This window comes from Delftia sp. WSY_22, from assembly GCF_043104185.1.
Classification (GTDB): Bacteria; Pseudomonadota; Gammaproteobacteria; order Burkholderiales; family Burkholderiaceae_C; genus Comamonas; species Comamonas tsuruhatensis.
Window position 1 is genome coordinate 363,081 of sequence record NZ_JBICKN010000059.1, and the last position, 24,286, is coordinate 387,366.

Here is a 24,286-nt window from a genome sequence, read left to right on the forward strand (position 1 = left end):
GCTGGCAGCGGAACACCGCCCTTTGAAACTGCATGCCGAGCGCTGCAGTTCGACACACCCCGAGAGCATGCCGGGCGCTGCTTGAAACGGATGTGAACCCTTTCCACATTTGTTTTTGCAAAGGCATTTTTATGCGCACCCATACCCAATCGTCCATCCCCCGTGGCATTCGTGCCATCCGAGCAGAAGCCACGCCAGCAGACATGCCCGCCGTGATTGCCGGACTCAAGGGAGCATTTGACGAATTCAAAACCCGCTACGACGCCAAGCTGGATCAGCAGCAGCGCGAAATCGAAGATGCACACACCAAGCTGGCAGGCCAGCAACACTTTGGCAACGACACGCAACCGCAGGCCACCATCGATGGGGTGATTCAGAGCTTCAAGGCCCTGCGCACACCTGCGGAGTTCAAGGCCCACTACGGCAAGGACGCACCAGCAGGCGACAAGATAGGCCTGTCCGACTTCGTGCGCGCCGTGGCCGGAATGCGCTCCAGCGAAGGCGCCATTCAGGCACTGGCCGTAGGCCAAGACACGGCAGGCGGCTATGCAGTGCCCCACACGGTCATGCCTGAGATCCTGGCCGCAATGGCACCTGCAAGCAGCTTGCTGCAAGCTGGCGCCGGCGTGGTGCCCATGGAGAAAGGGGCCAAGTCCGTGACCACGGCCGTGGTGAACAGCCTTCCCCAAGCGGCCTGGCGCAATGAGTCCGCGGCGCTGGCGCAGTCTGAGCCCACGTTCCGCGGCGTGGCGGCTGTGCCCCAGTCCCTGGCCTTCATGTTCAAGGTGAGCCGCGAGCTGCTGGCCGACGCCCCCAACATGGAAGCGGCACTGCGCATCGCCATCGGCCAGGCCTTCGCCAAGGAGCTGGACCGCGTAGGCCTGCGTGGCAGCGGCACGGCGCCGGAGCCCCGGGGACTGCTGAACACCGTTGGCGTCCAAGTGGTGAACTTCGGCGGCACCAATGGCGGTGCCCTGGCCAACTATGGCCCCATCCTGCAAGGCATCGGCGCCGTAATGAATGCAGACGGCCCGCTGCCCAATGCGGTGATCGGTGCACCCCGCAGCGTCATCACCCTGGCCGGACTGGTGGACACCACGGGCCAGCCCATCCGCAAGCCTGAGCTGCTGCAGAACCTGCCCATCCTGCACACGTCCCAGATCCCTATCGACCTGACCGTGGGCACGGGCAAGGACTGCAGCGAGCTGTACCTGGGAGACTTCCGTGGCATGTACTTCCTGCTGCGCGAGAACGTGAGCATCCAGCTCCTGCGCGAGGTCTTCGCCTCGACTGGCGAGATCGGCTTTGCCTGCCACGTCCGCGCTGATGTGGTGATCCCCTACCCGCAGACGTTCGCAGTGGTCAAGGGCGTGCGCGCGTAAGCACGACAGACCCAGACGCAACAAAGCCCCGCATGGTTCGCCCAGCGGGGCTTTTTTCTGCGTCAACCAGGCCCCTCCGACCATCCGAGCTGGCCGAGAACACAGCAATGGAAGGGTGAGCAAAGGACTGTATAGGCACAATGTCTGCATGAATGACCCGTTGCCTCCATCCCACTTCAAAGCTGCACTAGCTCTACTACTTAGCAATAGGCAATACGTCTTAATGGCATACAGGCAGCGCGTGATGGTCGAGTTGCACCATAACAAGCAGGCCAGAGAATTGCACATGACAAGCGAGTGGCCGAGCGCACAGGAGCGAGAGGCATGGGAAGTTGCTGACTCCGGGCTTAGGAAGTCGCTTCGCTCAGATCTATTCAGCAGTCTTTGCTACGCATCTCTATGGGTAGCCATCAGCGCAGCCTTGGTGATGGCCACCGCGAACGTGAAGTGGGATGGAGCCAGGTACACGGCGGTTTGCGCTGCAGTTTTTGCACTGTGGGCAACCCTTTTTCAATTGAGGCCCTCAAATCCCTCCAACAAAGGCAAGAGACTGGATGAGGTGCTGCGAGGCAAGTTGACGCTTGCCCTTGCTGTGCTGGCTGGCTTTGCTGCCTTCAGGGCTGCGCTGGTTGCCTGAGCCTCTCCATGTCCGAGCCCCGGGGGCATGCGAAGTCTGGGGCCCTCGCCGGCCTAGACCGCCCTGTTCCTCACGCGCAAAAAATTTTCCCCGTTTGAATTTTGTTAATCAAACAGAAACGCCCCGAAACCCAGCATCTATGCGGGTTTGCGGGGCGTTTTGATTCTTTGAATCTTTGATTTTTTGTTAAAGCTTTAACATCCAGCCATCGCGTCTGGAGAGGACTCTTGAGCGCCTCGGCAGCCGAGCGATAGAGCAAGAAGTCAGCCGCCCCGCCCCTGAGCTAGGCCAGGCGTCACCGCCCCTGGGGCGCTGACAGCCACCATTGGAGTCACTTTTTCTTTTGTTGGTACTTTTGTTGGTACTTTCCAGATTGGCGCACCTGGAACCCTCTAAAAATGGTGATTTCAACAAGAAATGTGAGCCCCTCCGGGGGGCCATCCTGGCATCCCAAGAAATCCCAATAGATCCAAAGAAGTCCAAGAGCCCGCGCTGGTCTCGGGCTTCAGGTACATCCAGCTTAGGACGTCGTCCATCGGCCAGCGATGAAGATGGAGTTCCAGGTGGTAGCCAGTCAGGCAGGCAGGATTGCTGCCGCGCATTGCCAAGCTGGAAAGGCTGTGGCTGCGGGAGATGCGTTGATGGTGCTCGAAGCGTTACAACCGGCCGGCTCCTGAAGTCCTGTGCGGCATTCAAGGAGACCGACCTTTTCGCCAGCTACGCCTTCAGAAGCGGTGATGCAACGTGATCTCCGCGCGCCGCCCCTCGCCCACCAGCCACTGCGTCGTGGTGTAGTAGGCCGTGGAGAAATAGTGCTTGTCCAGAACGTTGAACCCGCGCAGCGTCAGCGTGGTATCTGCAGTGGCCTTCCATTGCAGTGCCATATCGAAGGTGGTGTACGCCCCCAGCTTCAAGGTATTGGCGTTGTCGGCGTAGCGTTTGCCGACATGGCGCAGACCTCCTGACAGTGTCCAGTTCGAAGCGAGGTTCCAGCCCACCCAGACATTGGCGACACGTTCAGGCACATCGGTGGGCACGCTGCCATTGCGGGACACGGTGACGCCGCCAACCGACTCGCTGAAGTCGTCGTACCGCGCCTTGAGCAAGGCCACGTTGGCATCCAGCCGGACCGTCTTGGCGACCTGCATCGACAGGGTGCTCTCCATGCCTTTGGATGACCTCTGCCCCACCTGGATGCGCAGCGCGGGGTTGGCAGGGTCACGCGTGAGCAGATTGTTCTTGGTGATGGAGTACATCGCCAGCGTCCAGTCGCCCTTGCCTTCCCAGAACGATTGCTTGAGGCCGATTTCGAACTGCCGCCCTGTGGACACGTCGAAAGCGGCGTTGGCGGCAGACAGCATCAGCAGGCCGCTCACCGGATCCGCCGCCTTGGATGCCTGGGCATACAGTGACAGGCCGGGGTGGAGTTGGTAGACCGATCCCAAGCGCCACCCCGCATTGGAGTAGCTGCGCTTGAAGGCCTGCGTACCAGCCACCAGGTCCTGGCGCGAGAGATTTGTATGGTCAAACCGCGCACCTGCCACCAATGACCAGCGGTCCGTCATCTCCAGGCGGTCCTCGGCGAACAGCGCATATTGCTCGGCCTTGTTGCGATAGCGGGGAATGAAGGGAATGGAGCTGGTGTATTGACCGGGATCGGGGTTGTAGGGGTCCACCGAACCGGAGCTGCCCACATAGGTGTTGTTGGAGTGCTGGAAAGCCGCGCGGTTGACATCGAAGCCCAGGGACACCTGGTTCTTGCGACCGAAGAGACTGCCGCTGAAGGTCGCATCCGTGGTGTTGCCGGTCTGCGTCTGGTCATGGGCGATCTCGGTGTTTCCGGATCGGTCGATCAGGCCGGTGGAGGCGTTGTACAGGTAGGTCTCGGCGTTGCGCCAGTAGCGGTCGCTGGCTATGTGATAGAGCTTGCTGCGCACGATCACGTTGCTGGAGGGCGTCCATTGCGCCGCCAGTTCGGTCCAGCGGTCCTTGTACTGGATGCGGCTGTCGGCCACGTTGTAGTTGCGTTCGCGCACCGCCGGATCCTGAACTCCATTGATCAACGGCGTGCCGAAGTAGCGCATGGGCTTTTGCCTGCCCAGTGCGTGGGACAGTTGCACGCTGAAGTCCTGCACCGGATCCCATCGCAAGGCTGCGGAGAGGGTGCGGCTGCTGGAATCACCCCGGTCAACCCATCCGTCGGAGCGGTCGCCACTGGCATCCAGACGGTAGGACCAGTGCTCATTGATTGCGCCGCCGCTGCCAAAGGCCAGGCCGCGTTTTCCGTCGGTGCCCACCGTGGCCTGGACCTCGTTGCGTATCGGACTGCGCGTGGGCTTCTTGGGAATCACATTGATGACCCCGCCAATGGCGCCATCGCCATAGATCACGGAAGCCGGTCCACGCAGCACTTCGATGCGGTCTACGGACCAGGTGTCGAAGGGAAAACTCACGCCCACACCGCCATATTGGCGAGTGCCGTCATACAAGCGCATGACCGACGTGGTGTCGGTGAAGCCCCGTGCCGACAGCGAACTGCCGCTGTTGCCCGGATGCCCCAGGCTGGTGATACCCGTGGAGCGGGTGATTGCATCGACCAGCGAAGTGTCGCCCCTGGCCTGCAGTTGCTCGCGCGTGATCACTTCGACACTGGCGGGCGTATCGCGTGCGCTGAGATCCAGTCGGCTGCCGGTGGCCAGCGGGCGCTCCAGGGCGCTGTCGCCGGATGAGCGCACGGTGACGGTGTCCAGGGTTGTGGAGGCCTGTCCCCAGCTTGCCGAGCAAGCGAACGCCATGGGGAGCAACACCACGGCCCGGGTCTGGCGAGAACGTTGCAAAAAGGTGGACGAAGAAGTGTGAACGATGCCTTCGGGCATCGCGGGGCCAATGGAACGGGTCATGAGCGATTTGCGTGCAAGTGAGACCTGCCGTGCCCCACAAGGCCCGGCGGCGAAGGTGAGGCAGGCATCGGGGCCCGCCGCACAAGGCTTACACGCGCGCCGGCGGACCTCTGGGCGGAAGCGGTGCCCCCACCAGCGCGGCAATGCGCGCCGACTCCACGGGCTGCACCGCCAAACCCAACGGCTGCGGCTGTTCAAACTCCGGCGAAGGATGAAGCAAGGCAGGCGTGACCACCAGGCACAAAGGACAGTCGAGCGAGTGGTGCGTGCCGGCACTCGCCTGTCCTTCGTCATCCAGAACGACCACCTGCATGCTGCCATTGCCCGTGCAAACCACTTCCAGGGAGCGCGGGTGCACGATGGGCGACGCCACGGCCATCGCCAATGCCAGCATGAACCACGCCAAAGCAAGGCGGGGCAGCATCAGGCAGTTGCGCAAGGTTTGCATGCGTACGCATTATGGGGGGCCATCGCCTGTTGAGCGAGGCAACTGCCTGGCAAGCTGTTGTGAGTTCCCTGCAAAACTGCCTTGCCATCCGCCGCCTTCAAGCGGCGGCAGCACCTTGACCAAGATCAACCGGGCCGGATCTGCATCCGCCATTGCGCAAGAAGGTTGCTGTCGGTCCGATATCGCCGCCATAATCGCGGGCTATGCACACCCTTCGCACATCGTCATTCTGGAAGCGCCTCGCCCTGGCGTGGTTCCTGCTGACGCTGGGTGTTGCGGGCGCTTCGCCCTTCGTGAACCCCAAGACCATGGAGCTCATCTGCTCCAGCGGCGGAGCCATCACCATGGTGGTTCTTGACGACGAGGGCCAGGCCCAGGCGCCAGGTCAGCACACGCTCGATTGCTCGATGTGCCTGGCCCCTGCATTGCCTCTGCCTCCCGTCAGCCTGGCGGTGGCACAACCCCATCCTCTGGCGGCAGCCCTGCATCCGTTTGCAGCGGCCCATATCGCAGCCCTGGTCGGCGCGCCGCTTCCGCCCCGCGGGCCTCCCGCACAGGCCTGATTCCCTCGCATCGATAGCGCGGCTGCCTTGGCCGCGACACCATGGCAAGGCCTTGCGCCACGCCAGTTGCGAGGTCATTTCCTGGCCTGCCCCAAGCCCCCAATGCGCCCGCCTGTGACCAGGCCGGCGGTGCGGCGCACGGGCAATGGCCTGCCCTGGATCGTCCAACAATGATTTGCGCAGTTCAGACGGACTGCGTGCACACCCATGCTTGCCCAACGCTTCACCTGCATTCCGGCCGTTTTCCACAGGTCCTCCATCGCCTCGGCGCTTCTCACACTGGCTGCCGGCGCGCATGCCCAGGAGCCTCAGATGGCCCCCGTCACCGTCAATGCCCGCCCCGTGGTGGAAGAGATGGAGCTGGATGCGTTTTCCTCCAACTCGGCCGTGATCACCCAGGACCAATTGCGCGACCAGAACGCGGTGGACCTGGCCTCGGCCCTGCGCCGCACGCCCGGTGTCCAGATCTCGCGCTACAACCCCGTGGGTGCCTTTGGCGGCGATCAGGGCGGCGCCGTCTATATCCGCGGCATGGGTGTGAGCCGACCCGGCAGCGAGATCAAGACCTATGTGGACGGCGTGCCGTTCTACATGGGACTGTGGAGCCATCCCCTGCTGGACCTGCTGCCCGTCAACGGCATGCAGTCCATCACGGTCTACAAGAGCCCGCAGCCCCAGGTCAATGGCAACAACTTCGCCTCCATCGACTTGCTCACGCGCCGCGCCACCGAGGACGGCGTGCACGGGGATGCCAGGATCTCGGCGGGCTCCTACGGCACCCTCACCGAACAGGCCAGTCTGCTGGGCAGAAGCGGCAACCTGGATTGGAGCCTGGCCCAGGGCTTTGCGCGCTCGGACGGCCACCGCGCCAATGCGGATGGCCGGCTCAGCAACCTCATGGGGCGCATTGGCTACAGGCTGGATGCGAACTGGTCGGTGGCGGCCAGCTTCCTGCAGGTGGACAACAAGGCCAGGGACCCTGGCGACGCACGGCTTGCCGCTGCGGCGCAAGCCCCCCAGTACAACACCAAGGCGAGCATGTTCAGCAGCTCCGTGTCCCACGTGCATGGTGACTGGCGGGGCGAGCTCAAGCTGTACAGCAACCATGGCCGGGGCGATTGGCTGGACCAGCCCGCGCCGGACGGCGACAGCATCAACAAATTCCGCATGAGCGGCCTGCGCTGGAAGGAACAGTTCTCGCCCTGGAAGGGGGCCACCGTCACTGCCGGCCTGGACCATGACCGCATTTCGGGCGATGCCGCTTTCAACCGCGTCGCACCAGCGACCCAGGGATTTTTCCAGGCGCCCACCTTCAGGATCACCTCTCCCTATGCGGGACTCAGCCAGGAGATCCCGCTGTCGGCGACATGGAGCCTGGTGCCCTCTGCCGGCCTGCGCATGTACGACCACAGCCAGTTCAGCTCCAAGGCGGCCCCCCATGCGGGCCTGTCGCTGGCCTCGGAGCAGTTCACCGTCTACGCCAACCTGTCGCGCGGCATCAACTACCCCGGACTGGAGACACCGCTGCTGGCATCGCTGATTCCGGCCCTGGGCTCCACGTGGCAGCAGCTGTCTGCCGAGGAGATGGACCACGCCGAACTGGGCTTCAAGTGGACGCTGTCGCAGGCCACACAGCTTGACGCCAGCATCTTCCACGACAAGGTCAAGAACCGCTATGTCTTCGGCTTTCCGCCCAATGTCCCGCCCCCGCCGCAGTTCATCAACCTGGGCGGCTACACCATGCGCGGCATGGAGCTGTCGCTGCGCCAGGCGCTGGGCGGCGGCTGGTCGGGCTTTGCCGGCCTGACGCTGCTGGACCCCAGCATGGACAACCTGCCCTACAGCCCGCGCCGCGCGCTGACGCTGGGCGTCAATGGCAAGGCCGGCCCGGTGCGGGTCGCCTTCGATGCGCAGTACCAGTCGGCAGTCTGGGCGCTGAGCCGCGCGCGGGGCGCCGATGCCGCCAACACCGAGCGCGTGGCCGGCTTTGCCGTGGCCAACCTGCGAGTGGCCTATCCGGTGCCTGCGCTGGGCAGCAAGGGAGAGGTTTTCCTGGCCGTGGAGAACCTGTTCGACCGCAACTACGCCTATCGCCCCGGCTACCCCATGCCCGGCCGCTCGGCACAGATCGGCGTGGCGGCCAGCTTCTGATCCCCCGCCCGCACAGCCCGCACAAGGAGCACGCATGAGACATCTTTCTTTGAGCAGCATCGCCCTGTCGATGGCCCTGGTCCTGGGCCTGCCCGCCATGGCGGCGGCCTCGGGCGCGACGCCCCCCGCCACGGCCGGATCGGCTGATGCGGCGGCCATCCGCAGCGTCATGATGGCCACCTGGGACAAGCCCGAGGCCAGGCTGGAGGTAGCGCCCATTTCCATCGAAGGCGGCCATGCGGTCGCCGGATGGATACAAGGCGATCGCGGTGGCCGGGCCCTGCTGCGGCGCGACGCGCACGGCCAATGGCTGGTGGCCGTCTGTGGCGGCGATGGGCTCAAGGACCCCAAGATGCTGGCAATGGCTGGCCTGTCTGCATCGGCCGCGCGCAGCCTGGCCAGCAAGGTCGTGCAGGCCGAGTCCGCCATGCCCGCCCCGCGCCGCGCCCTGCTGTCCCTGTTCGACGGCATGGTCCATATGGACGCGCAGGGCCAGCATCCCCCATCCGCACATCCGGCCCATTGAGCCGATCGCATCCTCCACACCATCCACCGTCCGCCTCACGTGATGTCTGTCTCCCTCTCCTTCTCGCGCAGCCCCCTGGCCCTGTCCATCACCCTGGCACTGGCCTCGGCGGCCCATGCCCAGGGCCTGGTCGCCCCCCAACCGTTGAGCCAGGACGACTCCGCCCTGACGCTGGGCACTATCAGCATCACCTCCAAGGCCTCCGGCCCGCTGTCCACACGCAGCGTGTTCAGCTCCGTGGACATCGTGGGCGCGGACATCCTCGAGAACGAGCATGTGGACTACAGCTGGGAGCTGCTGTCCAAGGCGCCCGGCGTGCAGGTCACGCAGTTCAAGCAGGGCACGGATGCCGGGCGCTTCTCCTTCCGGGGCTTCAACGGCGAAGGCCGCATCAATGCGGTCAAGCTGCTGATCGATGGCATCCCCAGCAATGACAACGCCGGGGGCATGCCCTTTCTGGACGCTGTCTTCCCGCTGGACATCGAGGCCATCGAGATCGTGCGCGGCACCAATGACGCGCGCTACGGCCTCAACAACATCGCCGGCAATGCCAACGTGATCACCCGCACGGGCGGCAACGAGGGCCGTGCCAGCGTGACCGTGGGCAGCTTCGGCACCAAGGAGTTGCAGGTGTCCAAGGGCATCGAGAGCGGCAACTGGAGCCAGAACTATTTCCTGGCCTGGCGCGATTCGGACGGCTACCGGGACCATGCCGATGCCCGCAAGCTGTCCCTGTCCGGCAAATGGTTCTACACCTCGGACGATGGCCGCTGGCGCACCGGCGTGATCGCGCGCTACTACCGCAACAAGGCGCTGGAGTCGGGCTACCTCAGCTACGAAGAAGCCATCAAGGCGCCGCGCAGCTCCCCGGCCTATGCGGCGGCCGACCGTGGCGAGCGGGAAACCGGCCAGCTCAGCGCCCACCTGGATGGCGAACTGACGCCCGAGCTGTCGCTGTCTGCCAAGGTCTACGCCAACCAGTACGAGAACCAGCGCTGGGTGCGCTTCTCGGCAGCGGGCTCGCAGCAGGAGCGCTACAACGACGAGCAGCAGCAAGGCGCCATCACCACCCTGACCTGGCGCCCCAAGGTGGCCTGGGCGCATGAATTCACGCTCGAAGGCGGTCTGGACGCCCAGCGGCAAAGCAACCTGGGCCAGCGCTACCGCACCACGGAGCGCGTGCGGACCTCGCAGTTCCGCGACTGGGACTTCGACCTCCATACGCAGGGCGCCTACGTGCAGGCCGTGATCCGCCCCATCGAAGCCCTGCGGATCATCCCGGCGCTGCGCATTGACGACGTGGATGGCCACTTCATCGACCGCCTGGCCGGCACGCGCGCCCCCGTGCATGACTACGGCCTGATCAAGCAGCCCAAGATCAGCATCGCCTACACCCTGAGCCAGCAGGCCAGCGTCTACGCGAACTGGGGCCGGACCTTCCAGATCGGCTCGGGCATCGACGCCTACCGCACGCAGGATCGCAACCTCAGGCCCTCCATCAATGATGGCTGGGAAGCGGGCGTCAAGTTCTCTCCCCTGCCCTGGCTCAACGGCCGCGTGGCCTACTGGGAGCAGCGCGCCTCGGGCGAGGTGGCCCGGGTGCTGGGCGTGGACGGCCTGCCCGACCCCGGCGGCCTGGGCAACGTGGGCAAGACGCTGCGCAAGGGCTACGACATACAGCTCAACATGAAGCCCCATGCCCGCACCACCGCCTGGATCGCCTACTCCCATCAGGTGGCGCGCATCACCGCGCCCGACCCCAGCGCTCCCGCCACCCTGGGCAAGGAAATCGAGAACGTGCCGCACTACCTGGTCTCGGCCGGCGTGGACTGGCAGGCCACGGACCGGCTGAAGCTGTCGGCCTGGGGCAATGCCCAGGGTGACTACTACCTGGAGCGCACCAATACCCAGGGCCGCGCAGGCAAGTTCGCCGTGCTGAACCTGGGTGCCAGCTACCGCCTCTCGGACACCATGGACCTGGGCCTGCAGGTCAAGAACGTCACCAACCGCAAGTACGTCTACGCCTGGTATGACAGCGGCTCCTCGGGCTACTCGCCCGCCGACGGGCGCGGCGTCTATGCCAGCATGAACCTGCGCTTCTGACGGACACCTTCCAGCCGTCCACCGCACCAGTCGCGTACCAGTCACGCACCAGGCACGCACCCGACACACACGACATTTTTGCCAACGAAGGAGAAACCCATGAAACGCCACGTCCGTTTGCTTGCCCTCGCCGCCGCCATGATCAGCGGATTCGCCAATGCCCAGGTCAGCGTCAGTGATGCCTGGGTGCGCGCCACCGTGCCGCAGCAAAAGGCCACCGGCGCCTTCCTGAAACTGCAGGCCGCCCAGGACAGCAAGCTCGTCGCAGCGACTTCGCCCCTGACGCCGGTCGTCGAAGTCCATGAGATGGCCATGCAGGACAACGTGATGAAGATGCGCCAGGTGCCGTCCATCGCCCTGCCGGCAGGCAAGACCGTGGAGCTCAAGCCCGGCGGCTACCACGTGATGCTGCTGGACCTCAAGCAGCAGGTGCAGGAAGGCCAGACCGTGCCCCTGACCCTCATCATCGAAGGCAAGGACGGCAAGCGTGAATCCGTACAGGTGCAGGCGCCCGTACGCCCGCTGGCCACCAAGGCGGCGCCCTCGGGCCACGATCACAAGCACTGACACAGGGCCCATGCGCTGCAGCAGCCTCCGCATCAAGCGCTGGGTGGCCTTCGGGCCACCCGCCTGGCCGTGGGCGTTGCCGGGCGCACGACAGCGGCGCGACCAGGGCCGGCGCTTTGCCGCCTGGATGGCTGCGGCGCTGCTGTTCGCCTTTGTGCACCCTGCCCTGGCGATGGTGCTGGCATCGGGCCAGGGCAGTGGCGACCCGCTGGCGCGGCTGGCCATGGAAGTCTGCACGCCCCTGGGCCTGCAGCAGGCGCAACCGGCATCTGCTGCGGGGGAGCCTGAAGCCAAGGAGCAGACCACGGCAGCCGGCCAGGCGCATTGCCCGCTGTGCCGGGTCGTGGGCGATGCCCCTCCTGATGTGTCCCGCGCGGACCTGCGCTTTGCCGCACCGCCGCCTCCCACCCCGCTGCCGCCCCAGGCCCTGCGCCCGCGGGACACCGTGCTGCGCGTGGTGCTGAGCACTCCCCCCAGGGCGCCTCCCCTTCCCTGAAGCCCGAAAGGGCCGCACGGGCGGCATGCCGTCGCCCATTCCCGAATTCCTTTCCCATGCCAAGCCGCGACCCGTGTCGCAGCCTGCAGGGTTACCCACGCCTGCGCGCCGCCATGGCCCCAGCGCAGGCACCAAGAAACCGTTTACCCATGCGTACCACTTACTTTGACAACTCCCGCTTTCCCCTCGCCCTGATCGCCACCGCGCTGCCGCTGCTGCTGGCCGCCTGCGGTGGCGGCGGAGGCGGTGACAACGGCCAGCCCACCACGCCCACCACGCCCACGGGCCCCCAGGCCGTGGCCATCGAGTTCGCCGCCAAGGCCGGCAACCTGCCCGCCAAATGCGGCACGCCCATCGCCGGCGTGGGAACCAGCCAGGCCACGGTGGACCTGCATGACCTGCGCTTTTACGTCAGCGGCGTCTCGCTGATCAATGACAAGGGCGAGGCCGTGGCCGTCACCCTGGACGTCAACGACTGGCAGACCAAGGAAGTGACGCTGATCGACCTGGAGGACGGCACCGGCGCATGCGCCGACGCAGGCACGCAGGCGCAGAACACGCAGGTCCGGGGCACGGTGCCCGCAGGCACGTACAAGGGCATCAGGATGACCGTGGGCGTGCCCTCCTCGGTCAACCACACCGACTATGCCGTCGCGCCCAAGCCGCTCGATGTGCAGGCCCTGGCCTGGTCCTGGCAGGCCGGCCGCAAGTTCGCCCAGATCGAGGTGAACCCCGTGGGCGGCGTGGCCCGCCCCGCGCCGGCCGCCCCCGGCAAGACCTTCTACGTCCACCTGGGCTCCACCGGCTGCACTGGCAACCCCGTGACCGGCGAGACGGTCAGCTGCGCGCGTCCGGACCGCATGGATTTCGGGTTCGGCGATTTCAATGCCGGCACCCAGAAGGTGGTGCTGGACATTGCGCAGCTGCTGCAGGGCTCGAACGTCAAGGAAGACCTGGGCGGCGCCGCCGGCTGCATGTCCGGGGCCACCGATCCGGAATGCGTGCCCATCTTCAGCGCGCTCAAGATCGATCTGACCACGGGCCGCTCCATCAATGAAGGCAGCGGCCAGACCGTGTTCCGTACCGAGGCCAAGTAATGCACAAGCCCCATTCGCTTCGGCGGGTGGCGGCATGGACCGCCGCCCTGTGCGGCCTTGCCGGGGCCATCGCCCTGGCGGGCTGCGGGGGCGGCGACACCGCCGTCCACGATGACTCCGGCAGCAGCACGGGCTGGTCCTGGGCGCTGCCCTCCTTTTTCCCCACCCCCAAGGTGCCCGACACCAATCCCATGACGGCAGAGAAGGCCGAGCTCGGCCGCTTTCTGTTCTATGACAGGCGCCTGTCGGGCAACGGCACGCAGGCCTGCGCGAGCTGCCACATACAGTCCAAGGCCTTCACCGATGGCCTGACGACATCACTGGGCTCCACAGGGCACGCACATCCGCGCAACGCCCAGAGCCTGGCCAACGTGGTCTACAACGCCACGCTGACCTGGGCCAACCCCTCGCTGGTCACGCTTGAAAAGCAGATGGAGACGCCGCTGTTCGGCACGGACCCGGTGGAGATGGGCGTCAACGACAACAACAAGGAGGAAATCCTCGCGCGGCTGGCTGCCGACACCGGCTACGGCCCGCGCTTCGCCAGGGCCTACCCGGGCCAGGCAGCGCCCATCACCTGGGGCAATGTGATCCACGCCATCTCGGCATTCCAGCGCACCATTCTTTCGGGCAACAGCAAATATGACCAGTACCTCAAGGGCAGCACGGCACTGAACCCGGCCGAGCAGCGCGGCATGAACCTGTTCTTCGGCGAAAAGGCCGAATGCTTCCACTGCCACAGCAGCTTCAACTTCAACGACCAGATCGTGCACGCGGGCAGCCGCATCGTCGAGACCCCGTTCCACAACACGGGTCTCTACAACATCGGCGGCACCGGCGCCTTCCCCGAGCCCAACCGGGGCGTCTACGAACTGACCCAGCTCTTCAAGGACATGGGCAAGTTCCGCGCGCCCAGCCTGCGCAATGTGGAGGTCACCGGCCCCTACATGCATGACGGCAGCATCGCGACGCTGGAGGAAGTGCTGCAGTTCTATGCAGCCGGTGGCCGCAACATCACCTCCGGCCCGCATGCCGGCGACGGGCGCGCTAACCCCAACAAGAACGACTTCATCAACCAGATCGCCCTGACGGCCGACGACCGCGCCGACCTGCTGGCCTTTCTCAAAACCCTCACGGACCATGAGCTGCTCACCAACCCCAGGCTCGCCGATCCCTTTGCACAGCAGGCAGGCCAATAGCATGCAACGCACCTTCCTCGCGCAACGCACACCGCTGGCAGCGGCCATCGCCGTCGTCATCGCCTTGGCGGCAGGCAGCGCCGCCGCGCACACCCTGGATGACGGCATACCGCAGACCAACGGCCTGCGCATCGACATGGCGGCGGTGGCCGCCTATCTCCATGGCGATTCCACCTTGCCGGCACCCAGGCTGGCCGGCACGCTGGGCCTGGGCGACACGCCTGACGACCAGCGCGGCTGGCGGCTGGAGCATGGCACCCTGGGCGCCGGCCTGCGCGTATCTCCCCAACTGGGGGCCAACATCGTGATGGGCTGGCACGACAGCGACCCAGCCCACGTGGAGGCCGCCTGGATGGAGGCGCGCAGCGGCTCAGACGCCGAGCTGACCCTGGGCGCAGGCCGCAACCGCGTGCCCATGGGACAGGTGCTCACGCGTGCCGGGCACTTCGACCGCTACGGCCAGATGCCGCTGGCCAAGCGGGCGGCCTTCAACGGCGACTGGATCGAGGATGGCGTCAACGCCGCCTGGCGTCCCCACCTGCAAGGCGCCATGTCCTGGCTGCAGGGCATTGACCTGGGGCTTTGGCGCGCCCGGCGCTTTCCCGGCAGCGACAACGCCGCCTGGGCGCCCGTCGTGCATGCCAGCGCCGCCTGGACATCGGTGCAGGCTGACGCCTTCTACAGCCGGATGCAGCCCAAGGGGCGCGGCGCCTATGTACAGCGCTCCAACAGCGGCCACATCCACACGGCGCCACAGTGCAATGCCAGCCTGCGCGACATCACCTGCTTCGACGGCACCGTGGACCTGGCCGGGGCCAGCGCCACCTGGACCACGCCGTTGCCCGGCGTCCAGCTCACCGCAGCAGGCATCTGGCGGCGCGAAAGCGGAAACCTCTATTCCCAGAACGGCGACACCCGCTACCAGGGCCGCACCCTGGGCGGCTGGCTGGAAGTGCTCTGGCAGCCGCGCGCACGCTGGGAATTCGGCGCCCGCCAGGAATGGCTCAGAAGCACCAATCGCGTCAGCGGGCCGGGCGCCCTGCTGGTGGCCACGGACGCCAACCTGCTGCCCAACAACCCATCACGCCGCTTCACGGCCATGGCCGGCTGGCGCCCCGTCAAAAGCGTTCTGATCGCGCTTGAAGCCGGGCGCGAGCACATCGCCGGCAAAGGCCATACGGTGGCAGGCCTGCGGCTGATCTGGACCCCCGATGCCCTGTTGGAAAGGAACTGGAAATGACCACAATGCTTCGCCGCCAGGCGCTTGGAATGCTGCTGGGCACGGGCTGTGCCCTGACACTGCCGCTGACGGCACGGGCCCATGACTTCCGGGCGGGAGACCTGGTCATAGACCACCCCTACGCCACGCCCTCCATCGCCGGCTCCGGCAACGGGGCGGCGTATTTGCGGGGGATCAGGAACAAGGGAAAGAACGCCGACCGGCTCATCGGGGCCAGCACGCCAGCGGCCGCACGCGTGGAGCTGCATGAGATGAAGATGGAGGGCGACATCATGCGCATGCGCGAAGTGCCCTTCATCGAACTGCCCGCAGGCCAGGAGGTGCAGTTGCGCCATGGCCAGCCACACCACCTCATGCTGATCGGACTCACGCAGCCCCTGCGCGAGGGTGATCGCTTCGATCTGACGCTGCAGTTCGAAAAGGCTGGCGAGTACAAGGTCAAGGTCTGGGTGCAGCAACCCAAGCGCATGCCATCCGGACACCAACACCCGCATTGAACGGACATGCGGCAGGAGCCGCGCCCCACAAGGCGAGATGCAGCCATGAGCTGCTGCAACCGCCACCATGGGGCTTGCCGGCAGCTCAGTCTTCGTCCAGCGCCTCAAACCGCTCTGCCAGGAAATCCAGCAGCGCCCGCACGGCCGGCAGCAGCCCGCGCCGAGAGGCGAACACCGCATGGATGATCTCGCGCCGTGGCGCCCAGCCCGGGATGACGTGGACCAGTTCACCGCGCGCGATCTGCTCGCGCACCATCATCGAGGGCAGTTGCACCACGCCCACCCCCGCCAAGGCCGCCGCGCGCAGCGCCAGCATGCCCCGCGTGACCAGGCGCGGCCGGTGGCGGATGGCCGCCTGCGTGCCGTCCGGGCCGATCAGGTGCCACACATGCTCGTGCTGCGGCAGGCCCAGGTCCATGCTCGGCAGGCCTGCCAGATCGGCGGGCACCTGGGGGATGCCGCCTGTCAGCAGCTGCGGGCAGGCCACCAGGCATTGACCGCGCTCGGCGAGCATGCGCATCACCAGGTCGCTGTCCTCCAGCGGCGGCGGGCGCACGCGGATGGCAACGTCGATTCCCTCGCCCACCACGTCGACGCGGCGGTTGGTTTCCTCGAGGTGGATCTCCACGCGCGGATACGCGGCCATGAAGGCCGCCAGCATGTCGGCGATGCGCGCATCGAGCAGCGCCACCGGGCAGGTCATGCGCACGATGCCACGCGGCTCGGCGTGGGTCAGCGCGATGGCCTCGTCGGCGGCGTCGGCCTCCACCAGCATCGCCTTGCAGTGGCCGTAGTAGGTCTGGCCGGTCTCGGTGACGGCAAATCGCCGCGTGGAGCGCTGGATCAGGCGCGTGCCGAGACGCTCCTCAAGCTGCGCGATGCGCCGGCTCAGCTTGGATTTGGGCATCCCCAGCGCGCGGCCCGCGGGCGCAAAGCCGCCGTGGTCCACCACCTGCACGTAGTAGTAGAGGTCGTTCAGGTCTTTCATTGCACACCGCCTTCATCGTTCCTCAGATAGGACTCTGATGGCAAATATTAACGACTACCGCGTTCATCGTTCAAATCCTATTCTCTATCCGTCAGCCAAGACCTTTGTCTCGGCGACACAAGGAGATCAGCATGAAGAAAATCCTCGGTGTCTACAGCGCCCCCCGCATGCACTGGGTAGGCGACGGTTTTCCGGTGCGCTCGCTGTTCGGCTACGACGGGCTGGGCAAGCACCTGAGCCCGTTCCTGCTGCTTGACCACGCGGCGCCGACGCCCTTTGGGCCGACCGACCGGCCGCGCGGCGTCGGCCAGCACCCGCACCGGGGTTTCGAGACCGTGACCATCGTCTACCAGGGCGAGCTGGAGCACCGCGACTCCACCGGCGCCGGCGGCCTGATCGGCCCCGGTGACGTGCAGTGGATGACCGCTGGCGGCGGCATCCTGCACGAGGAATTCCACTCGCGCGCCTTCACCGAACGCGGCGGAACCATCGAGATGGTGCAGCTCTGGGTCAACTTGCCCGCCAAGGACAAAATGACCGCGCCGGGCTACCAGACGCTGCTGGATGCGCAGATTCCCTGGGCGGACCTGGCGGAAGGCGCGGGCCGTGTGCGGGTGATTGCCGGCGAGTTCGGCGGCCACCGCGGCCCGGCGCAGACCTTCACGGCGATGGACGTGTGGGACATCCGCATCCGCCATGGCGGCGTGGGCCGGTTCGACGCGAAGGACGGCCACACGCTGGCCCTGGTGGTGCTCCACGGCTCGGTGCTGGTCAACGGCGCCATCGCGCGGGAAGGACAACTGGTGCACCTGGAGCGCGCCGGCAGCGGCGTGGAGATCGAGGGCAGCAGCGACGCCACCGTGCTGTGGCTGTCCGGCGAGCCCATCGATGAGCCGGTGGTGGGCTATGGCCCGTTCGTGATGAACAGCGAGGCCGAGATCCGTCAGGCCATGACCGACTTCAACAGCGGACGCTTCGGCCAGATGGCGCACTGAGCGCCGCAGGGCTCCCGCCGGGAGTCCTGCATGTTTCCCCCGACGCGGCTTTGTTCAGCCGGGGCCTGCTGCCCCGGTCGTGCACGGCTGCGCCTGAACCGCCCATCCCGGGCACTTTGCAACCCCAAGGAGATTCACCATGACCAAGCCCTACGTCCGCCTGGACAAGGACAACGCCGCCGTGCTGCTGGTAGACCACCAGACCGGCCTGCTCTCCCTTGTACGCGACATCGACCCGGACAAGTTCAAGAACAACGTGCTGGCGCTGGCCGACATCGCCAGCTATTTCAAGCTGCCCACCATCCTGACGACCAGCTTCGAGAACGGCCCCAACGGCCCGCTGGTGCCGGAGCTCAAGAGCCAGTTTCCCCAGGCGCCCTACATCGCCCGGCCCGGCAACATCAACGCCTGGGACAACGAGGACTTCGTCAAGGCCGTGAAGGCCACGGGCAAGAAGCAACTCATCATCGCCGGCGTGGTGACCGAGGTGTGCGTGGCCTTCCCCGCACTGTCGGCCATCGAGGAAGGCTTCGACGTCTTCGTGATCACTGACGCCTCCGGCACCTTCAACTCCATCACCCGCGATGCGGCGTGGAATCGCATGTCGCAGGCCGGCGTGCAACTGATGAGCTGGTTCGGCGCTGCCTGCGAACTGCACCGCGACTGGCGCAACGACGTGCAGGGGCTGGGAACTCTGTTTTCCAACCACATCCCCGACTACCGCAACCTGATCACGAGCCACACCACGTTCACCCAGGGCAATTGAGGAGAAGACCGTGAGCACACCCCAAACCATCGCCAACTTCAACGGCGCCCGCCCGGTCATCGATCCCGACAATGCGGCGATGCTGCTGATCGACCATCAAAGCGGCCTGTTCCAGACCATCAAGGACATGCCCTTCACCGAGGTACGTGCCAATGCCACCACACTCGCCAAGGTAGCGACACTGGCGAAGATCCCGGTCATCACCACCGCATCGGTGCCGCAGGGTCCGAACGGCCCCTTGATCCCCGAGATCCACCAGTACGCCCCGCATGCCCGGTACGTTGCGCGCAAGGGCGAGATCAACGCCTGGGACAACCCGGAGTTCGTCGCTGCCGTCAAGGCCACCGGGCGCAGGCAGCTCATCATCGCGGGGACGATCACCAGCGTCTGCATGGCCTTTCCCAGCATCGCCGCGGTGCACGAGGGCTACCAGGTCTTCGCGGTGATCGACGCCTCGGGGACCTACTCGAAAATGGCGCAGGAAATCACGCTGGCGCGCATCGTGCAGGCTGGTGTCGTGCCGATGGACACGGCGGCGGTGTGCTCGGAGGTGCAGAAGACCTGGAACCGCGAGGACGCGTTGCAGTGGGCGCAGGCCTACAGCGCAGTCTTCCCGCCGTACCAGTTGCTGATCGAAAGCTACTCCAAGGCGCAGGAAGTGGCCAGGAACGGTGAGCAGCTGGATTCGCAACGCACCTGACTGCGGTAGCACGGCAGGGGTACGAGGCCGCTTGCCCAAGGTGTCGGCGGCCATGGTGGAATTTGTGGATGAGGCGCAGGACTGAGACCCCGGCCCCGGTGGCGCTCAGCGCCAGCAGTCCTCCACCGTTCCCAGGGGCGATATGCCTTTCACGCCCAGGGCGTTCAGGGTGTAGTCGCCGCAGCGCCTGTCCGATGCCTGGCGGCCGGTGCGCGTGGCCTTGAGCGTGTAGCCGCCGTCATTGGCGGCCGTGGCCATCGTCAGGGTGTAGTGGCCGTTCTCGGACTTGTCCCCCCAGGGCAGTCTGAGGTTGGCGACGGAGCTTGTGTAGCCGCCGTTCTGCGCCCGCCAGCGCTCCTGCCGGGCGGCGGCCTCGCCCAGCAGGCTTTGCGCTTCCACGCGCCGCGATCGCAGCACGTATTCCTGGTAGGAGGGGTAGGCGATCGCCGAAAGAATGGCGACCACCGCCACCGTGATCATCAGCTCGATCAGCGTGAATCCATGTAGCTTGCTGCGCACGCATTTCTCCTCGGGGGCCCGCAGGGCCAGCCAGACGGCCGGGGCCGGCAGGCCCCTGTGTGTTGTGGATGGCATGGCGGTCACGGGTTCGCGGGCTGGCGGCGCCAGCTCTGTCGCCCCCGGTCCACTCCGCTGTTGATATCGTCGCCCCCGGTCTTGACTGGGTCTCCCGCCCCGCTTGGCTTTCCGCTGGAGTCGAAGATCTTCGCGCCGCTGATGGTGGGCCTGCCCGGCCCCACCTCGCGGCCGTTGACCTGCTGGCCTGCCAGGTTGTCGGAGGCGTTGAAGATGCCGTCGCCGTTCACATCGAAGGCGACATAGTCGGTCTTGCCCCCGGTGTCGGGATCGATGGCGTAGATCGTGCTGGCCAGGCCTGCGGAGCAGGGGTCGCCCAGCGGCGGCCGGATGGAGGTGAACACCAGTCCCCGCCCGTACAGGCTCATGTCGTAGACCAGTCTTTCGCCGTCGCGCGGCAGATCGACGTACCAGCCCCAGCTGTGCACATTGGAGTCGGCGGTGCTGGTGGCGTCCTTGTACCAGGTGACCGGGTTGGCCGACAGGGCGAACTTGCCCGGAAAGCCGCTCACCTGGGTGAACTGCTGGGCCTGCAGATCCCCGCGTCCCTTGCCGGCGGTAGGCAGCGGCTGCGGCGCAGTCGTGGCGGGTGTGCCGTAGCGATCCCAGATACCGAACACCGATTGCCGGCGCATGTCAAGCTTGTCGTCATCCGTCATGAAGCGGCCCGTGCCGAAGGCCACCACATCGCCCTTGCCGCTGGAGTGCCGCACCACGTAGGGGGCGGTGGTGATGGACAGCCGCTTGCCGCCGCTGCGTTCGGACTCGCGTGCCACAAAGAACAGTTGCGCATTCCATGAGCCGCTGGCACCGCTGGCCAGGTCCACGCGCCATACATTGCCCGCAAGATCACCGGCATAGGCCACGTCCACCTTGCCATCGCCGTTGTTGTCCACCACGGCGGCGCGCGACAGGCCGTTCTTCGGCGCAGGCAGCGCGCTCAGCTCTGCGGCCGTCATGCCTGCTGCGAAATCAAAGCGCCGGATGACCTCGCCACTGGAGACATCCAGCACAAACAGGCTGGACTCGCCGGAGGCGCTGTTCGACGCCTGGTAGCCATTGGACAGGAATACCACCCACCTGCCCTTGGACCGGCCGGCGTCGTTGAGCCGCGCAACGACGGGCGTTGGCATCGAGTAACCCATGCGTTCGTCCTGTTCAACGCCGAACTCCCACAGCAACCGGGGGGAGGTGGGGTCCGTGACGTCCAGCGCGAAGACCTGCCGCCCGCCCGCGCCCAGGCTGCCGACCAGCACCCTGTGCCAGGCGTTGCCGAAGTAGACATCGGAGACCACGGGCGTCCCGTCCACGAAGTAGCGGTGGGGAGCGCCGCCCGCGCCATACCGGGACGTCAGGACATTGAGCGAATTCTTCACCCCCGATGGAATGAAGGCGAACTCCTCCTTGCCAGATGCCGCGTCGAAGGCGTGCAGCATGCCGTCGTTGGCGCCCACATACAGCATCTCCTTGGCAGCCTGTTTCGCGGCAAAGGCGGCATAGGTGGTGCTGCCCTCCAGCTTGTCCGCGGCGGAGGCGCGGTACAGGCCGCCCTTGACCCGCACCAGCGAGGAATTGACGATGTCGCCCAGCACATTGGGCTTTCCGCTGGCCAGGGGCTTGCGCACGCGCAAGTCATCGCGCACCTCGCCACGCAGGAACTCGATGCGCTTTTTTGCCTGGCCATCGGCGGAGTTCGTGGCCGGGTCCGTGTTGAGCACGGCCAGCCAGGACGCATCGGCGCGCTGCCCGCTGAGACTGGAGTACGTGAAAGGGCTCAGCGACACGGCACTGCCGGTCCTGCTGGGGTAGTAGATCTTGCGGTCATCGGCGGACCGCTCCGACAGGAGTTCCGCCGCGCTCCACACCAGCGTTCTGTCGCTGGTGGTGAGCTTCTCGCGGATGACATCGCCGCTCCAGTACTGGACCTCGAACGTGGTCCGGTACAGGTCGGCGCCTTCGCCCAGTGTCGCCGTGGGCATGTCCACGCTGACCGCCGTCACGGAACCGATGTTCTGCAGGATGTCGTTGAACGCCTTGGTCAATTGGTCCTTGAGCGTGCCGGCATTGGTCACCAGAAAATAGTTGTCCGGATCTCCCGTGATCTTGGAGGGGTCGCGGTCCGGCACGCCGTACTTGGCGGCATACCACAGCGGTCCCTTCAGGAAGCTGCCCGCATCGGTCGCATTGCCGGGAGTGAAGCTGCGGGTGGCCGTGAGCCCCAGGTTCGAGCATTCCGTGCGCTGTTGGGCCGAGATGCTGCCCCGGCAGTAGCCCGGATCGCGATTGGGGGGCGTGTTGTAGGCGTAGTAGGCCGAGGCGGTGTCCTTGTCACGCACCTCCAGGTACATGCCGTCCTTGGTGGTGCCCGAGATCACATAGCCCATGTGCTGCCCCAGGCCGCCAGCGGCGTACTCGGACACCATGTCGATCTTCACCTTGCCATCGGCCTGCAGCGCGATCGTGTAGCGCGCGATGGCGTCCATGTCATGGTCGGCGCCCTGCTCCACGTCCTCGTAGTTGATGCGGAACTCCGCATAGGGCCGCCCGCCATTGACCGAGGCATCGATGTCCGCCTTGCCCGTGTTGGCAATGTTGACCACGTAGTAGTCGACGATCTGGTTGGTCGGCGTGAAGACCGCATTGTTCACGGTGCTGCCACCGGCACTGCCGGAGACGGTCTTGGCAAACGGCGCAATGGTCACAAAGCGCTTGCCGCCGATCGGAAAGCGTATTTCCGGCAGCGGTGACGCAATGGCCACGGAGTAGGTCCTCAGCGCATTCTTGCCCTGGCTGTTGCCGAAGATGGCATTCCTGGCGCCGAAACGGGCCACGCCTGCGGCATAGTAGGTGCCTTCCTTGCTGGGCTCCTCAGGAGACAGGCCGCGCGCCCATGACAGGTCTGCAATGGTCTTGACCGAAGGAGCCTGGTCGGCATTGGCCGACGTTGACTGGCCGATGAAGAAGTTCTTCCCGTCTATGCGCTCGGCCGAGCCGATGGCCGCCACCTCGTCTGAGACATTGAAGCCATTGAGGGCGCTGGCGCCGACGCTCGCGTAGCGGCTGCCGGGCAGCTTGCCGTCGTAGGAGGGATTGATGTCGCTGAGCACCGTCATGACGGGACGGGAGCAGTACTGGTAGCCGCCCCCGCCTTCGGCCTTGGCCCTGTAGGGCGTTTCCCAGGCGGGCTTGGACAGACCCAGGGACGCATCCTTGGAGGAGCCGCCGGCGTAGTCATAGATGCCGAGGGCCTGGGATGCGCCGCCGAAATAGCGCATGGTCTCGAACATCATCTCGCTGATGGGATTGCCCCACATGGCGCACTTCGAAGGCTTGTCCAGCGAACTGATGGGGCCGGACGTGATCCAGCCGCATTCCACGTATTTGCCGCCGGTGTAGCCGATCAGCCGCTGGCGGTCTATGTTGGCGACCACGCCATTGACACCCGTCTTGAACTGGCCCGTCTGAGGGTCGACTTCCTCTGCGAAATTGCCGATATTGCGACGCAGCACGCCGCCGGCGATGTTTTTCTCGTACGAGCCTGTGAGCAGGCCGAAGTACATCTTCCCGTTCTCCCCGAAGTCGTGCAGCAGCCCCGTGGGCTTGTAGACGGTCTTGCCGCCGTTGGGATAGGCCTTGCAGCTGGCCTCGAGCAACTGGACATTGCTGCTGGAGCAGGCCTCCACAAGCAGGTTGTAGTCGGTGATCCTGCTGCTGGCCCGCGCGCACGAATTGCCGCCTGCACAGTTGCTCTGCCCTGCAAAGCCCTCCTGGGACACCCAGTCCCAGATCTGGAACGAGGAGTCATTGAGCACGCGCAACTGGGTGACGGCGTCAGTGGTCTCCTTCAGCGTGGTGACGGCAAACAGATGGCGCGTGCCGACCGCCGGCGGGCGCAGCGGCGCATAGTCCGAAATGCTGTAGACCTTGGCATCCCGCGCAGGGTCATAGGCCTTGCCCCAGCTGTGCGCATCCCTGGGAATGTAGGCGGTCTGCAAAACGGTGCGCGAAGCCGTGTCCTCCGCACGCATGCCGCCATAGAGCACGCGGCGTATGGCGTCCATGCGCGATGTGCCCAGATAGTTCAGGAAGTCGCCGCTCCAGTGGTTCGAGCACTTTTTCCTGTTGCTTCCGGTCGCTGCCTGCGAGGGCACGAAAACACCCTTGGAATAGCTGTAGCAGACGTTGTTGTTGAAGTAGCCGTAGTAGTCGATCTGGTCCGGCTTGTACCCGACATCGATCACACCGTCGCCGTTGAGGTCGGAGGCATCGTTGTAGGCCTCGTAGTACAGCTTGTGGTCACGCCCCATCACCAGCATGTTCAAGGGCGCCAACGCCTGGTTCACGAACAGCGGCATCTGGGACAGCACGGTGTCCGCGCGCCCCTGGGCATGCGCCGGCGTACTGGCCAGTGCCAATGCGCACGTCCACAGCGCCAGG

At 65.7% G+C, this 24,286-nt stretch carries 21 protein-coding genes; 16 read left to right on the forward strand and 5 right to left on the reverse strand.

Annotation, left to right across the window (positions count from 1 at the left end; genetic code table 11):
* Positions 1-131 precede the first annotated feature (131 nt).
* The 3 genes from ACF8NF_RS27350 (at position 132) to ACF8NF_RS27360 (ending at position 2,696) form a co-directional block, all read left to right on the forward strand.
* On the forward strand, positions 132-1,382 hold the full coding sequence (locus ACF8NF_RS27350) for a phage major capsid protein (RefSeq protein ID WP_230356429.1): 1,251 nt from the start codon (positions 132-134) through the stop codon (positions 1,380-1,382).
* 244 nt (positions 1,383-1,626) lie between these two features.
* Entirely contained in the window at positions 1,627-2,019 is a 393-nt protein-coding gene (locus tag ACF8NF_RS27355; RefSeq protein WP_392451639.1) for a hypothetical protein, read from the forward strand.
* Positions 2,020-2,570: 551 nt separating this feature from the next.
* Positions 2,571-2,696: a hypothetical protein gene (locus ACF8NF_RS27360; protein ID WP_392451640.1), complete on the forward strand. Its 126-nt coding sequence runs from the start codon at positions 2,571-2,573 to the stop codon at positions 2,694-2,696.
* Between the two features lie 48 nt (positions 2,697-2,744).
* Here ACF8NF_RS27360 and ACF8NF_RS27365 read toward each other — a convergent pair whose 3' ends face one another.
* Both ACF8NF_RS27365 and ACF8NF_RS27370 read right to left on the reverse strand, forming a co-directional pair.
* Positions 2,745-4,919, reverse strand: coding sequence for a TonB-dependent receptor (locus ACF8NF_RS27365; protein ID WP_392451641.1), 2,175 nt, complete (start codon positions 4,917-4,919; stop codon positions 2,745-2,747).
* An 88-nt stretch (positions 4,920-5,007) separates the two neighbouring features.
* Entirely contained in the window at positions 5,008-5,367 is a 360-nt protein-coding gene (locus ACF8NF_RS27370; RefSeq protein ID WP_016452463.1) for a DUF2946 family protein, read from the reverse strand.
* Between the two features lie 203 nt (positions 5,368-5,570).
* On the opposite strand from ACF8NF_RS27370, the gene ACF8NF_RS27375 reads away from it, so the two are divergent.
* The 10 genes from ACF8NF_RS27375 (at position 5,571) to ACF8NF_RS27420 (ending at position 15,806) form a co-directional block, all read left to right on the forward strand.
* The gene (locus tag ACF8NF_RS27375; protein ID WP_088165237.1) at positions 5,571-5,930 is read left to right on the forward strand and encodes a DUF2946 domain-containing protein; all 360 of its coding nucleotides are present in this window, start codon (positions 5,571-5,573) and stop codon (positions 5,928-5,930) included.
* Between the two features lie 312 nt (positions 5,931-6,242).
* Positions 6,243-8,081: a TonB-dependent receptor gene (locus ACF8NF_RS27380; protein ID WP_392451642.1), complete on the forward strand. Its 1,839-nt coding sequence runs from the start codon at positions 6,243-6,245 to the stop codon at positions 8,079-8,081.
* 34 nt (positions 8,082-8,115) lie between these two features.
* Complete coding sequence (locus ACF8NF_RS27385) at positions 8,116-8,607, forward strand: copper uptake system-associated protein (protein ID WP_016445420.1); 492 nt, start codon at positions 8,116-8,118, stop codon at positions 8,605-8,607.
* 42 nt (positions 8,608-8,649) lie between these two features.
* Positions 8,650-10,710, forward strand: coding sequence for a TonB-dependent receptor (locus ACF8NF_RS27390; protein ID WP_310038666.1), 2,061 nt, complete (start codon positions 8,650-8,652; stop codon positions 10,708-10,710).
* A gap of 99 nt (positions 10,711-10,809) precedes the next feature.
* The gene (locus tag ACF8NF_RS27395; protein WP_013803107.1) at positions 10,810-11,277 is read left to right on the forward strand and encodes a copper chaperone PCu(A)C; all 468 of its coding nucleotides are present in this window, start codon (positions 10,810-10,812) and stop codon (positions 11,275-11,277) included.
* A gap of 10 nt (positions 11,278-11,287) precedes the next feature.
* Positions 11,288-11,773 carry a DUF2946 family protein gene (locus ACF8NF_RS27400; protein WP_017404965.1) on the forward strand — a complete coding sequence of 162 codons (486 nt, stop codon included), beginning with the start codon at positions 11,288-11,290 and terminating at the stop codon, positions 11,771-11,773.
* Between the two features lie 149 nt (positions 11,774-11,922).
* Positions 11,923-12,870, forward strand: coding sequence for an MbnP family copper-binding protein (locus ACF8NF_RS27405; RefSeq protein ID WP_312839945.1), 948 nt, complete (start codon positions 11,923-11,925; stop codon positions 12,868-12,870).
* Entirely contained in the window at positions 12,870-14,069 is a 1,200-nt protein-coding gene (locus tag ACF8NF_RS27410) for an MbnH family di-heme enzyme (protein ID WP_392451643.1), read from the forward strand. The genes ACF8NF_RS27405 and ACF8NF_RS27410 overlap by 1 nt, the downstream gene beginning before the upstream one ends.
* Position 14,070: 1 nt before the next feature.
* Positions 14,071-15,309, forward strand: coding sequence for a hypothetical protein (locus ACF8NF_RS27415; RefSeq protein ID WP_392451644.1), 1,239 nt, complete (start codon positions 14,071-14,073; stop codon positions 15,307-15,309).
* On the forward strand, positions 15,306-15,806 hold the full coding sequence (locus ACF8NF_RS27420; RefSeq protein WP_392451645.1) for a copper chaperone PCu(A)C: 501 nt from the start codon (positions 15,306-15,308) through the stop codon (positions 15,804-15,806). The genes ACF8NF_RS27415 and ACF8NF_RS27420 overlap by 4 nt, the downstream gene beginning before the upstream one ends.
* Before the next feature lie 85 nt (positions 15,807-15,891).
* Here the strand turns inward: ACF8NF_RS27420 and ACF8NF_RS27425 are convergent, their stop codons facing one another.
* On the reverse strand, positions 15,892-16,794 hold the full coding sequence (locus tag ACF8NF_RS27425) for a LysR family transcriptional regulator (RefSeq protein WP_016445413.1): 903 nt from the start codon (positions 16,792-16,794) through the stop codon (positions 15,892-15,894).
* Positions 16,795-16,925: 131 nt separating this feature from the next.
* Here ACF8NF_RS27425 and ACF8NF_RS27430 point away from each other — a divergent pair, with 131 nt between their 5' ends.
* From ACF8NF_RS27430 to ACF8NF_RS27440, 3 genes are all read left to right on the forward strand, one after another.
* Positions 16,926-17,789 carry a pirin family protein gene (locus ACF8NF_RS27430; RefSeq protein WP_017404961.1) on the forward strand — a complete coding sequence of 288 codons (864 nt, stop codon included), beginning with the start codon at positions 16,926-16,928 and terminating at the stop codon, positions 17,787-17,789.
* Positions 17,790-17,928: 139 nt separating this feature from the next.
* A complete protein-coding gene (gene ycaC, locus ACF8NF_RS27435; protein WP_016445411.1) occupies positions 17,929-18,555 on the forward strand; it encodes an isochorismate family cysteine hydrolase YcaC in 627 nt (208 codons plus the stop codon).
* Positions 18,556-18,565: 10 nt separating this feature from the next.
* Entirely contained in the window at positions 18,566-19,255 is a 690-nt protein-coding gene (locus ACF8NF_RS27440; protein ID WP_016445410.1) for a hydrolase, read from the forward strand.
* Between the two features lie 105 nt (positions 19,256-19,360).
* Here ACF8NF_RS27440 and ACF8NF_RS27445 read toward each other — a convergent pair whose 3' ends face one another.
* Both ACF8NF_RS27445 and ACF8NF_RS27450 read right to left on the reverse strand, forming a co-directional pair.
* Positions 19,361-19,774 (reverse strand): type IV pilin protein, encoded by a 414-nt coding sequence (locus ACF8NF_RS27445; protein ID WP_174538912.1) that lies wholly within the window; start codon positions 19,772-19,774, stop codon positions 19,361-19,363.
* 80 nt (positions 19,775-19,854) lie between these two features.
* On the reverse strand, positions 19,855-24,264 hold the full coding sequence (locus ACF8NF_RS27450; RefSeq protein ID WP_392451647.1) for a pilus assembly protein: 4,410 nt from the start codon (positions 24,262-24,264) through the stop codon (positions 19,855-19,857).
* Positions 24,265-24,286 lie beyond the last annotated feature (22 nt).

Excerpts from the sequence above, each read along its gene's own strand:
- ACF8NF_RS27350 (WP_230356429.1), top strand. The coding sequence starts at position 132 with ATGCGCACCCATACCCAATCGTCCATCCCCCGTGGCATTCGTGCCATC.
- ACF8NF_RS27355 (WP_392451639.1), top strand. The coding sequence starts at position 1,627 with ATGGTCGAGTTGCACCATAACAAGCAGGCCAGAGAATTGCACATGACA.
- ACF8NF_RS27360 (WP_392451640.1), top strand. The coding sequence starts at position 2,571 with ATGGAGTTCCAGGTGGTAGCCAGTCAGGCAGGCAGGATTGCTGCCGCG.
- ACF8NF_RS27365 (WP_392451641.1), bottom strand. The coding sequence starts at position 4,919 with ATGACCCGTTCCATTGGCCCCGCGATGCCCGAAGGCATCGTTCACACT.
- ACF8NF_RS27370 (WP_016452463.1), bottom strand. The coding sequence starts at position 5,367 with ATGCAAACCTTGCGCAACTGCCTGATGCTGCCCCGCCTTGCTTTGGCG.
- ACF8NF_RS27375 (WP_088165237.1), top strand. The coding sequence starts at position 5,571 with ATGCACACCCTTCGCACATCGTCATTCTGGAAGCGCCTCGCCCTGGCG.
- ACF8NF_RS27380 (WP_392451642.1), top strand. The coding sequence starts at position 6,243 with ATGGCCCCCGTCACCGTCAATGCCCGCCCCGTGGTGGAAGAGATGGAG.
- ACF8NF_RS27385 (WP_016445420.1), top strand. The coding sequence starts at position 8,116 with ATGAGACATCTTTCTTTGAGCAGCATCGCCCTGTCGATGGCCCTGGTC.
- ACF8NF_RS27390 (WP_310038666.1), top strand. The coding sequence starts at position 8,650 with ATGTCTGTCTCCCTCTCCTTCTCGCGCAGCCCCCTGGCCCTGTCCATC.
- ACF8NF_RS27395 (WP_013803107.1), top strand. The coding sequence starts at position 10,810 with ATGAAACGCCACGTCCGTTTGCTTGCCCTCGCCGCCGCCATGATCAGC.
- ACF8NF_RS27400 (WP_017404965.1), top strand. The coding sequence starts at position 11,288 with ATGCGCTGCAGCAGCCTCCGCATCAAGCGCTGGGTGGCCTTCGGGCCA.
- ACF8NF_RS27405 (WP_312839945.1), top strand. The coding sequence starts at position 11,923 with ATGCGTACCACTTACTTTGACAACTCCCGCTTTCCCCTCGCCCTGATC.
- ACF8NF_RS27410 (WP_392451643.1), top strand. The coding sequence starts at position 12,870 with ATGCACAAGCCCCATTCGCTTCGGCGGGTGGCGGCATGGACCGCCGCC.
- ACF8NF_RS27415 (WP_392451644.1), top strand. The coding sequence starts at position 14,071 with ATGCAACGCACCTTCCTCGCGCAACGCACACCGCTGGCAGCGGCCATC.
- ACF8NF_RS27420 (WP_392451645.1), top strand. The coding sequence starts at position 15,306 with ATGACCACAATGCTTCGCCGCCAGGCGCTTGGAATGCTGCTGGGCACG.
- ACF8NF_RS27425 (WP_016445413.1), bottom strand. The coding sequence starts at position 16,794 with ATGAAAGACCTGAACGACCTCTACTACTACGTGCAGGTGGTGGACCAC.
- ACF8NF_RS27430 (WP_017404961.1), top strand. The coding sequence starts at position 16,926 with ATGAAGAAAATCCTCGGTGTCTACAGCGCCCCCCGCATGCACTGGGTA.
- ycaC (WP_016445411.1), top strand. The coding sequence starts at position 17,929 with ATGACCAAGCCCTACGTCCGCCTGGACAAGGACAACGCCGCCGTGCTG.